This window comes from Gammaproteobacteria bacterium (genome assembly GCA_016765075.1).
GTDB lineage: Bacteria > Pseudomonadota > Gammaproteobacteria.
Window position 1 is genome coordinate 1 of record JAESQP010000102.1, and the last position, 9,198, is coordinate 9,198.

Annotated in this window: 8 protein-coding genes; 5 read left to right on the top strand and 3 right to left on the bottom strand. The window is 47.3% G+C overall.

Translation table 11 applies throughout. The features are described from left to right. On the bottom strand, window positions 1–1,473 hold a 1,473-nt coding region (ilvD, locus tag JKY90_06000; GenBank protein ID MBL4851816.1), incomplete at its 3' end, for a dihydroxy-acid dehydratase. Window positions 1,474–1,607: 134 nt separating this feature from the next. On the opposite strand from ilvD, the gene JKY90_06005 reads away from it, so the two are divergent. The 3 genes from JKY90_06005 (at window position 1,608) to argA (ending at window position 5,793) form a co-directional block, all read left to right on the top strand. Beyond that, window positions 1,608–3,074 (top strand): phenylacetate--CoA ligase family protein, encoded by a 1,467-nt coding sequence (locus JKY90_06005; GenBank protein MBL4851817.1) that lies wholly within the window; start codon window positions 1,608–1,610, stop codon window positions 3,072–3,074. A gap of 20 nt (window positions 3,075–3,094) precedes the next feature. Beyond that, complete coding sequence (ttcA, locus tag JKY90_06010) at window positions 3,095–3,931, top strand: tRNA 2-thiocytidine(32) synthetase TtcA (protein MBL4851818.1); 837 nt, start codon at window positions 3,095–3,097, stop codon at window positions 3,929–3,931. A 482-nt stretch (window positions 3,932–4,413) separates the two neighbouring features. Further along, the gene (gene argA, locus JKY90_06015; GenBank protein MBL4851819.1) at window positions 4,414–5,793 is read left to right on the top strand and encodes an amino-acid N-acetyltransferase; all 1,380 of its coding nucleotides are present in this window, start codon (window positions 4,414–4,416) and stop codon (window positions 5,791–5,793) included. Here argA and JKY90_06020 read toward each other — a convergent pair whose 3' ends face one another. Continuing rightward, window positions 5,794–6,303 carry an RNA pyrophosphohydrolase gene (locus JKY90_06020; GenBank protein ID MBL4851820.1) on the bottom strand — a complete coding sequence of 170 codons (510 nt, stop codon included), beginning with the start codon at window positions 6,301–6,303 and terminating at the stop codon, window positions 5,794–5,796. A gap of 126 nt (window positions 6,304–6,429) precedes the next feature. Here JKY90_06020 and JKY90_06025 point away from each other — a divergent pair, with 126 nt between their 5' ends. Continuing rightward, window positions 6,430–7,083 carry an HAD family hydrolase gene (locus JKY90_06025; GenBank protein MBL4851821.1) on the top strand — a complete coding sequence of 218 codons (654 nt, stop codon included), beginning with the start codon at window positions 6,430–6,432 and terminating at the stop codon, window positions 7,081–7,083. Between the two features lie 67 nt (window positions 7,084–7,150). On the opposite strand, the gene JKY90_06030 is transcribed toward JKY90_06025, so the two are convergent. Then, window positions 7,151–8,188, bottom strand: a complete 1,038-nt coding sequence (locus JKY90_06030; protein MBL4851822.1) for a type IV pilus twitching motility protein PilT — start codon at window positions 8,186–8,188, stop codon at window positions 7,151–7,153. A gap of 245 nt (window positions 8,189–8,433) precedes the next feature. On the opposite strand from JKY90_06030, the gene JKY90_06035 reads away from it, so the two are divergent. Further along, a complete protein-coding gene (locus tag JKY90_06035) occupies window positions 8,434–9,120 on the top strand; it encodes a YggS family pyridoxal phosphate-dependent enzyme (protein ID MBL4851823.1) in 687 nt (228 codons plus the stop codon). The last annotated feature ends 78 nt before the right edge of the window (window positions 9,121–9,198 follow it).

A 9,198-nucleotide genomic window follows, 5' to 3' on the forward strand; every position in this document is an offset into this window, starting at 1 on the left:
GGGCACCACATGGCCAATAATAAAACCGTGTGAACCACCCGAAAAACGGCCATCAGTAATCAAGGCCACATCATTACCCAAACCTGCACCCATAATCGCCGATGTTGGGGTTAACATTTCCGGCATACCCGGGCCACCCGTCGGGCCTTCATAACGAATAATGACCACATCACCCTTGTTAATCTCGCTACGCTCTAAAGCAGACAGCATCTCTTCTTCAGCATCGTACACTTTCGCTGGACCACTAAAACGCAGACCTTCTTTGCCGGTAATTTTAGCCACTGAGCCACCTGGCGCCAAATTACCCTTGAGGATCTGAATATGACCACTTCTCTTGATCGGTTTATCCAATGGCATGAAGACATCCTGGCCATCACTCAATGCGGGCAAGTCAGCCAAATTCTCGGCAACGGTTTCACCCGTTACAGTCAGGCAAGAGCCATCGATCAGCCCTTGCTCCAGCAAATACTTCATGACTGCTGGCGTACCACCCACATTATGCAAGTCTTCCATCACATAACGACCGCTTGGTTTTAGGTCGGCCAGAAACGGAATGCGATCACTTGTCGTTTGGAAATCGTCAATAACAAGCTCAACATCAGCGGCCTTGGCCATGGCTAACAAATGCAACACCGCATTGGTCGAACCACCCAGTGCCATGATAATAACTATGGCATTTTCAAATGCCGCACGCGTCATAATGTCGCGTGGCTTGATGTCTTTTTCCAGCAGATTACGAATCGCCGCACCAGCGCGCAGGCATTCATCAATTTTTCCCGCATCAACCGCCGGTGTAGACGAGCTATAAGGCAAAGACATGCCCATCGCTTCAATCGCTGATGCCATCGTATTAGCGGTATACATACCGCCGCAGGCACCGGCACCAGGGCAAGAATTTTTAACCACGTTCTGGCGTGTCTCTTCATCAATGCTGCCAGCAAGAAATTCGCCGTAGCTCTGAAATGCCGAGACAATATCGAGCGTAGTGACTTCACCATTTTGCTTTAAATGACCCGGTTTAATCGTACCACCGTAGACCATTAACGCTGGACGATTGAGACGCGCCATCGCCATAACACAACCCGGCATATTCTTATCGCAACCCGGAATCGAGATATTGGCGTCATACCACTGCGCCGCCATCACGGTTTCGATAGAATCAGCAATGAGGTCACGCGATTGCAGCGAATAACTCATGCCATCAGTGCCCATGGAAATACCATCACTGACACCGATAGTGTTAAAACGCATGCCGACAAGACCCGCCGCGACCACGCCTTCTTTGACCTTGGCCGCCAAGTCGAGCAAATGCATATTGCAGGTATTGCCTTCATACCACATGCTGGCAATACCCACCTGCGGCGCATGAATGGTGTTTTCATCCAGGCCAGTGCCATATAACATCGCCTGCGAGGCGCCCTGCGACTTCGGCTCGGTAATACGCGCGCTATACTTATTTAGTTTCTTATCCATTAATCCGTCTATTTTTACAGTTTAGTGTTAGTAATAATCGCAATCTTAACAAATACTGCCAATAAGAAATGGTTTTCCTCTCTACAAGAAAGCTTGATAATAGTAAAAACTACCTGACACCAACCGCGACCATGATGATGAGTGCCAACTCCCATATCAAAGCCTACCAACATTTTTTCGATACCCCGATTGGCGAACTGCTAACAGGAGCCAGTGGGGACGAATACTTATCATCCTTATTTCAACAAACATTTGCTGACGTACCTGCTTATGCTGATTGGCTGCGCCAACAAGGCTTTGGTGCCAACATCAATAACCGCGCCGACTTTGCCAAGCTACCGTTAATGACGAAAGACAACTACATGCGCGCTTACCCACTGGCTCAGCGTTGTCGTCATGGCCGTCTTGATCAATGTGAAATGATTGCTGTCTCGTCCGGCTCAACCGGTCAGCCAATGTTTTGGCCGCGCAGCATACGCCACGAACTCGATATCGCAGCGCGCTTCGAACAGGTATTGCACGACAGCTTTGCTGCACATTCCCGTTCCACGCTCGTCGTTGTCTGTTTTGCCTTAGGTAATTGGGTGGGCGGTATCTACACGGCCAACTGCGTACGACTCGTCGCACAAAAGGGCTATGCGCTGACTTTGCTCACACCAGGCAGTAATGTTGATGAGATTTTTCGTATCATCCGTGAGCTATCGCCAAACTTCGACCAAACCGTACTGGCGGGTTATCCACCCTTTATCAAGGGCTTGCTTGATCGTGGTCGCAGCGAAAATATAGATTGGCCACGCTATCACCTACGGTTTATTTTTGCTGGCGAAGTCTTTAGCGAGGAATGGCGCCAATTATTAATGGATTACGCTGGCTCAAAACAACCCTGCCATGACAGCGCTTCTTTATACGGCACCGCCGATGCTGGTGTACTGGGCAATGAAACGCCTTTGTCCATCAGTCTACGTCGTTTTTTTGCTGAAAACCCGGACGCTGCACGCGAGGTCTTTGGTGAATCACGCTTACCCGCACTTATGCAATACGACCCAAGCAGTCGTTACTTTGAAACGCACGAGGGCACGTTGGTCGTCAGTGGCGATAATGGTGTGCCACTGATACGCTACCACATCAATGATAAAGGTGGCATATTTAGTTATGATGACATGCTGAAAATAGCGAATTCTCACGGCTACGAAATCGATATTCATAATGCACGCCAATTGCCCTTTGTCTACCTCTTTGGCCGTGCTGATTTCACTGTGTCTTATTTTGGCGCAAACATTTACCCGGAAAACATCAGCGTTGCGTTAGAACAATCGCCAATAAACGCTTGGGTCAGTGGTAAGTTTGTTCTAGCAGCCGTTGATGATAGGCAACTCAATAAAATGCTTTGTCTCGCCGTTGAGTTACTACCACAAATTACAGAAAACAATGTCAACACTGCTACGATAGAAGCCGCTGTAATCAATGAACTACAACGGCTGAATAGTGAATTCAAAGCCTATGTGCCCCTTGCACAACAAAAAATCGATGTCACACTATGGCCCCACGGCCATCCTGATTATTTCCCGGCTGGCGTCAAACACCGTTATACGCGCCGCTAGTTCCTCTGGACTGTTACACCATGGCAAAACTCGAAAAAAAATTATTGCATTACATCACCAAAGCAATCGCCGATTACAAGATGATCGAAAAAGGTGATCGCGTCATGGTCTGCTTATCGGGTGGTAAAGATTCTTTTACCCTGCTTTATTTGCTTAATGAAATTCGCAAAAATTCACAAAATCGTTTTTCGCTACACTCATATACGCTGGATCAGTCGCAACCCGGTTGGAACGATGAAGGGCTACGTGCCTGGTTAAAGGATCAAGACATTGCCCATACCATTGAAAAACGCGATACTTATTCTGTAGTCGTCGAAAAAATTCCAGCGGGTAAAACCTATTGTTCGCTTTGCTCACGTTTGCGTCGTGGCAACATTTATCGCTTTGCCCAAGAAAATGGCTTTAATAAAGTCGCGCTGGGGCATCATCGTGATGACTTGATCCATAGCATGTTGATGTCAATGCTTTATAACGGCCAGATACGTTCAATGCCACCGAAATTATTAACGGACAATAAACGCAATATCGTGATTCGACCCTTGGCTTATTGCAAAGAAGCGGACATTATCGAATACGCTAAGATTCAACAATACCCCATTATTCCTTGTAATCTTTGTGGCTCACAAGAAAACCTCAAACGTCAGCGTGTCAAACGTCTAGTCGCAGAGCTGGCAGCGGAAAACGACAAAGTCCCCAGCAACCTGTTTGGCGCACTGAGCAATATCCAACCAAGTCAGTTGATGGATAAAAATTTATGGGATTTTGCTAATCTGGAAGCAGGGCTTGAATACGACCCAGATGAAACGGGAGGCTTGCCAAGCCAACCAAGTGCTATTCATACGCAATCAGCTGGCTAAACAAAAATACTCAAGGAGCCTCTGATTTATTCTGAACGAAGTAGATTGTGCCTGAACCCTATCGCAAATAAAGGGCAGATTCAAGGCGCAAATCGCAGACAATAGCGGGGCTATTGCCAAAATTAGCAACGCAGAAGCTGCCCTTTATACGATAGGGTTCAGACATAAGATACGAGTTCATGAATAGATCAGAGACTCCTTAACAACTGGCAGCAAAAAACCAACAGTTGAATAACGGATTAGGCGTGCTTAACCATTAATAAAACGGTTGCGATAATGCAACCAAGCAACACTAAACCGGTGAATATAATTTCTGCTGCTTGTGGATGTTTATCTGACATTATTATCCCCTATATTCAAAATTACTAATCAAAATGGCTGGCCATAGACTGGCTTTTATCACTAAACTGAGCCAGTCAGCCTCAATAAGCTTGTTTATCAGAGCTAATTATAGGCAAAATTAAGAATTTCGCAACGCTAACATGCCCCCACGCTTTCGCGGGGGCAGGCTCTTGGGGCACAAACACACATCGAGGAACACTGTGTCAATTGAACAACCACAACAGTTTGTACGCTGGCTACGCCACGCCACGCCCTATATCCATGCGTTTGCTGGCAAGACTTTCGTCATTACGCTAAGTGGTGATGCCATCGAGGCCAACAATGTCAGTCATCTCATACACGATATCGCTCTATTACAGGGTTTAGGTATCAAGCTGGTACTCGTACCTGGCGCTCGGCCACAGATCGAACGGCGTTTGGCGCAGCAAGGGGCTACTATCCAGTATATCGATGGTAAACGTATCACTGATGCCAACGCTATGCAGTGCGTCAAAGATGCTGCCAGCAGTATTCGTATCGATATCGAAGCACAACTGGCTATGGGTTTGACTGAATCACCAATGCCAGGCACCACTATTCGTGTTGTCTCCGGCAATTTCATTACTGCCAAACCTGTTGGCGTGCGTGATGGCGTTGATTATCTCTTTACCGGTGAAGTGCGTCGGGTTGATGCCCAGGCGATACGCCAACAATTAGATCTCAACACCATTGTACTGATACCTGCCCTGGGCTATTCATCCAGTGGCGAAGTGTTTAATCTCACTGCACATGAAGTCGCAGCAGCCTGCGCCAGCGCGCTGAGTGCTGACAAGCTAGTGATACTCAATGAAGAACGCGGCATCCTCGATGGTCGCCGTTGTTTGATACCGCAACTCAACCTGACAGAGGCCGAAAGCTTGCTAGCAAGCCAGCGTAAGCTCTCTGACCAGAGCAAACATACGCTAGAACTGGCAATAAGCGTCTGTAAGCGTGGTGTGCAACGTTGTCATATCGTCAGCCATGAAATTAATGGCGCCCTACTACTTGAGCTGTTTTCCCGTGATGGCATTGGTAGCCTGATTAGTGCTGATCTGTACCAAGGTATGCGCCCTGCAACAGATAACGATATCGCTGGCATCGTCACACTTATCGAGCCTTTGGAAGCCCAGGGCATACTCGTGCGACGCTCGCGTGATCAACTGGAAAACGAAATAGCACGTTTCCACGTCGTCGAGCGTGATGGTGCCATCATTGCCTGTACAGCGCTTTACCCGTCGCCCAACAAACAGATGGCTGAGCTCGCCTGCCTCGCTGTACACCCAGAATATCGTGATATGGGCTATGGCGCTCAATTATTGAAAGCAATGGAAAAAAAGGCGCGTGAGCAAGCAATAAAACAATTATTTTTGCTCACCACCCAGACCAGTCATTGGTTTCGCGAACACGGCTTTCGCACAACCAGCATGGAAAAACTGCCGAGGAAACGGCGCGGACTCTACAATTATCAACGTAATGCCAAGGTATTGATAAAAACGCTTTAGTCAGGAGCCTAGGTCTGCAATAGCCAGCTTTTCATCACCATCAGTTAAACATCGCTGTAGCTGGCTCAGCGCTTGCCTATAGACCTTGCGTTTAAATGGCACGACCTGACCCATTGGATACCAATAATGCACCCAACGCCAACCATCAAATTCAGGTTTATCACTGGTATCGAGACAAAAATCATCTTCGCTGCCAACAAAACGAAGTAAGTACCAAATCTGCCGTTGACCAACGCAAATCGGTTTTTTGTCGTGACGAATTAAGCGTTGTGGCAGGCGATAGCGCAGCCAATCCCTGGTATAACCAAGAATTTCAACATGTTTGGGCTGTAAACCAGTCTCTTCATCGAGCTCACGATACATCGCCTGCTCGTGCGTCTCATTAGGGTGCATGCCGCCCTGCGGGAACTGCCACGCATCTTGGCCGATGCGACGCCCCCAAAACAGCTTTCCCTTATCGTTTGCCAGTATTATCCCAACGTTATAGCGAAAACCATCCTTATCAATCATGGTAGAACATCACAATATTATCTTGCATGATAGAATGGCACAGACTTGAGGGGGCAGCAAATATTCCCTGCCAAAATACTTTTAACCTCAGGCACCTACTGGCTCACAGAACAAACACCACAAAATATGGCCCTCGCTTTATTTGACCTGGACAACACCCTCCTTGCTGGCGACAGTGACTATTTGTGGGGGCAATTTCTCATTGAACTAGGCGTTGTCGATAGCGGCACCCATGAGCGCGAAAATCAGCGTTTTTACCAAGACTATAAAAATGGTACCTTGGATATAGACGCTTTTCTTGCCTTTCAGCTCGCGCCTTTAACGCAACACCCCCGGGCAACGCTTGATCAGTGGCACCGACAATTTATGGCTGAAAAAATCGAAGCCATCATGCTTGATAAGTCTAAACAATTGATCAAACAACACCGTGATGCAGGCGATACCCTGCTTATCATTACGGCGACCAACCGGTTCGTGACGGCGCCTATCGCCAAGGCGTTCGGCATTGATACGTTGATTGCGACTGAGTCTGAAGAAATAGAGGGTGAATTTAGTGGTAACTACCAGGGCACGCCCTGCTTTCGCGAAGGCAAAGTGACACGGCTTAATGAATGGCTAACGAAGAATCATCACGATCTTAACGGTAGCACTTTTTATTCCGACTCGCATAATGATCTGCCGCTGTTACAGAGAGTCGATCACCCTGTCGCTGTCGATGCTGACGCAGCGCTGACGCGCCATGCGCAAACGCATGGCTGGAAAATTATTTCACTACGATAAGATGTGTAGAGGGAAATAAAAAAATATTGGGCAGCAAGACTTAATCCAGCCTTGCCACCATGCAGATTTAATTAAACAAATCTACATTAGTCGCCTTGCCACGTGCTTCGACTTTATTCACCAAGCTTTTTCGCACCATATCTTGCAAACATTGATCCAGTGTTTGCATACCCACCGCCTGGCCAGTCTGAATAGCAGAATACATCTGTGGCACCTTGTCTTCGCGAATCAAGTTACGAATGGCTGGCGTAGCCAACATAATTTCATGTGCAGCGATGCGACCACCGCCAACACGCTTCAATAAGGTTTGTGAAATCACTGCGCGTAGTGATTCCGATAACATTGAGCGCGTCATGGCCTTTTCCGCGGCAGGAAACACGTCAATAATACGGTCAATCGTTTTTGCAGCAGAGCTAGTATGTAAAGTACCAAAGACTAAATGGCCTGTTTCAGCAGCAGTGAGGGCAAGACGAATGGTTTCTTGGTCACGCATTTCACCCACCAGAATAATGTCAGGGTCTTCACGCAATGCTGAACGCAGTGCTTCGTTAAAACCAAGGGTATCGCGATGCACTTCGCGTTGGTTGATCAAACATTTCTTGCTCTGATGAACAAATTCGATAGGATCTTCAATGGTCAGAATATGACCAAACTCTTCGCCATTAAGATAGTCTACCATTGCCGCAAGCGTCGTCGATTTACCCGAACCGGTTGGCCCGGTAACCAAAATTAAGCCACGCGGGTTTTTTGCAATTTTCTTAAAGATTGGAGGGCAACCTAACTCTTCTAAACTCAAAATATTGGATGGAATAGTACGAAATACACCACCCATACCACGTGCCTGAGTGAAGGCATTAACACGAAAACGCGCAAGACCAGGAATTTCAAAAGAGAAATCGGTCTCTAAAAACTCTTCAAAGTCTTTGCGCTGACGGTCATTCATAATGTCGTACATCATCGACTGAACAGTTTTGTGGTCCAGCTCAGGCACATTGATGCGACGAACATCGCCATCGACACGAATCATTGGTGGTAAGCCTGCCGAGATGTGCAAGTCAGAGGCGGAGTTTTTAACACTAAAAGCAAGTAGTTCTGAAATATCCACTGAATACTCCTGATGAATCGGTTTAAACTAGTCGTATATGATAATTGTATCTTGGACAAATTAGCGGCAGCATCAAGATCAGCTTGATTTTACGGTCTTGGTGTAACGTAAACACACCCCTAGGTGTACTTACGACCTCTGCGAGACCTAAAGCATACAGCCAAAAGGCGTGAGCCGTAAGTACACCTAGGGAGGCACCCTTTAACCCTGGATTATAAAATAAAACACACTGCCCAGCATTCAACATGAATACTATCGACTCTCGCTATAAAGCGATAACTCGCAATATCCATGAAGCCTGTCAGCACTATGAGCGCGAGCCAGGCACAGTCTGCTTGCTTGCCGTCAGCAAAGGTCATAGCACGTCAGACATTGCACAGCTTTATGAGCTTGGCCAACGCCAATTTGGTGAAAGCTACCTCCATGAGGCATTAGCAAAGCAACAACAGCTCACCAAACTAAATATTGTGTGGCATTACATTGGCCGCATTCAATCAAATAAAACCGCCGCCATTGCCCAACATTTTTCCTGGGTGCACAGCATTGATCGCATAAAAATCGCTAGACGCCTCAACGATCAACGCGGCAACAATGCACCACCCCTTAATATTTGCTTACAAATCAACCTTAACCAAGAAGATAGTAAGGGCGGCGTCAATGAAAGCAATGCGCTGGCGCTGGCGCAAGAAATTGCTACCTTACCGAATCTGCAACTACGCGGACTGATGGCGCTACCACAACAAGAGACTGATTTTATAAAACAAAGGCAAACCTTTGCGCGCTTACGTCAGCTACGCGATGACCTGCACAACAACGGGCTCGTGCTCGACACCCTGTCAATGGGCATGTCGAATGATTATGTTGCCGCCATTGCTGAAGGCAGTACACATCTTCGTATTGGTAACGTATTGTTTGGCTCGCGCCAAGCTTAAGCTGCATCTGTGCAAGCCCCAATCGTATTGATACGTACATTGCGCCCTATGTGTAGAATGCCCATTCATACGCTACAC

What these genes read in the sequence shown, in the direction of transcription:
- JKY90_06025 (MBL4851821.1), top strand. Translation starts at nt 6,430, where the DNA reads ATGGCCCTCGCTTTATTTGACCTGGACAACACCCTCCTTGCTGGCGAC.
- argA (MBL4851819.1), top strand. Translation starts at nt 4,414, where the DNA reads ATGCCCCCACGCTTTCGCGGGGGCAGGCTCTTGGGGCACAAACACACA.
- ttcA (MBL4851818.1), top strand. Translation starts at nt 3,095, where the DNA reads ATGGCAAAACTCGAAAAAAAATTATTGCATTACATCACCAAAGCAATC.
- JKY90_06005 (MBL4851817.1), top strand. Translation starts at nt 1,608, where the DNA reads ATGATGAGTGCCAACTCCCATATCAAAGCCTACCAACATTTTTTCGAT.
- JKY90_06020 (MBL4851820.1), bottom strand. Translation starts at nt 6,303, where the DNA reads ATGATTGATAAGGATGGTTTTCGCTATAACGTTGGGATAATACTGGCA.
- JKY90_06035 (MBL4851823.1), top strand. Translation starts at nt 8,434, where the DNA reads ATGAATACTATCGACTCTCGCTATAAAGCGATAACTCGCAATATCCAT.